The sequence below is a fragment of the Actinomadura fulvescens genome (assembly GCF_039533225.1).
GTDB lineage: Bacteria > Actinomycetota > Actinomycetes > Streptosporangiales > Streptosporangiaceae > Spirillospora > Spirillospora fulvescens.
In genome coordinates this window covers 1-1,418 of record NZ_BAAATD010000051.1, presented here as the reverse complement: position 1 = coordinate 1,418, position 1,418 = coordinate 1, and the positions used below count along the sequence as shown (strand labels likewise).

1 protein-coding gene is annotated in these 1,418 nt (G+C 68.5%); it reads left to right on the top strand.

Going from position 1 to position 1,418, the window contains the following annotated elements; translation table 11 throughout:
- Positions 1-6: 6 nt before the first annotated feature.
- A partial coding sequence (locus ABD333_RS47370; RefSeq protein ID WP_344549501.1) for an amino acid adenylation domain-containing protein occupies positions 7-1,418 on the top strand: 1,412 nt, incomplete at its 3' end.

Below are 1,418 nucleotides of genomic sequence, written 5' to 3'. Positions count from 1 at the left end.
CGGGAGTTGGACGCGCGTGCGAATCGGCTTGCTCGGCATCTGCTTGCCCGTGGGGCGGGTCCGGAGGCCGTGGTGGCGGTCGCGATGGAGCGTGGCGTCGACCTGATCGCCGCGCTGCTGGGGGTGTTGAAGGCCGGGAGCGCGTATCTGCTGCTGGACGCCGAACACCCTGGCGAGCGTGTGGCCTTCATGCTGCGCGAGGCAGGCGTCGAGTCTGTGGTGATGGCCTCTGGGTGGAGCGGGGTGCTGCCGGATGCGGTGACGCGCGTCGTGGTAGACGACCCGGCGACGGTCCGGGTGTTGCAGGGCTTGGGCGAGGGGCCGCTGACCGCGGGTGTGAGGTCGTCGGCGTCGGCGGCGTATGTGATTTATACGTCGGGGTCGACGGGGCGGCCGAAGGGTGTGCTGGTTTCGCATGCGGGTGTGGCGAGCATGGTGGCTGGTCATGTTCGTCATCTGGGTGTGGGTCCGGGTTCGCGGGTGGGGCAGTTCGCGTCGGCGGCGTTCGACACGTTCGGGTGGGAGTGGATGATGGCGCTCCTGACCGGTGCTGCGCTGGTGGTCATTCCGCGTGATCAGCGTCTGGGTGGTGCGTTGCCCGCCTTGTTGGCGCGGGAGCGGGTGACCCATGTGACGTTGCCGCCTGCGGTGTTGGCGACGTTGGAGGAGGGCTCGATCGGCCAGGATGTGGTGCTGGTCGTTGCTGGTGAGGCCTCGTCCTCCGAGGTGTTGGGGCGGTGGGCGCCGGGTCGGCGGATGTTCAACTCCTATGGCCCTGCCGAGACGACGGTGGATGCCACGTTGTGGCGGTGTGACCCCGCCGCGGGTGAGGTCGCGATCGGCCGTCCGATCGCCAACACACGGGTCTTCGTACTGGACGACCGGCTGCAGCCGGTGCCGGTGGGTGTGATCGGTGAGCTGTATGTGTCGGGTCTTGGGTTGGCGCGCGGGTATGTGGGTCGGCCGGAGTTGACGGTCGAACGGTTTGTGGCGTGCCCGTTCGGTGAATCTGGCGAGCGGATGTATCGGACTGGGGATCTGGTCCGGTGGACTGCTGAGGGCGAGTTGGTGTTCGCCGGGCGGGCCGACCAGCAGGTGAAGATCCGCGGACAGCGGATCGAGCTCGGTGAGATCGAGAGCGCTCTGGCCGCTCACTCCGCGGTGGCCCAGGTCGTGGTCGTCGCTCGTGAGGACACCCCTGGTGAGAAGCGGTTGGTCGCCTATGTGGTGGCCGGTGAGCCGGGCCGGGACACCAAGGCACTGGTCAGCGCCCTGGAGGAGCTGGCGGCTGAGCGGCTGCCGCAGTACATGGTGCCGTCGGCGGTCGTGGTGCTGGAGGAGTTGCCGCTGACGACCAACGGGAAGCTGGACCGTGGGGCGTTGCCCGTTCCTGAGCATGTGGTGGGCACCGGTGGCGG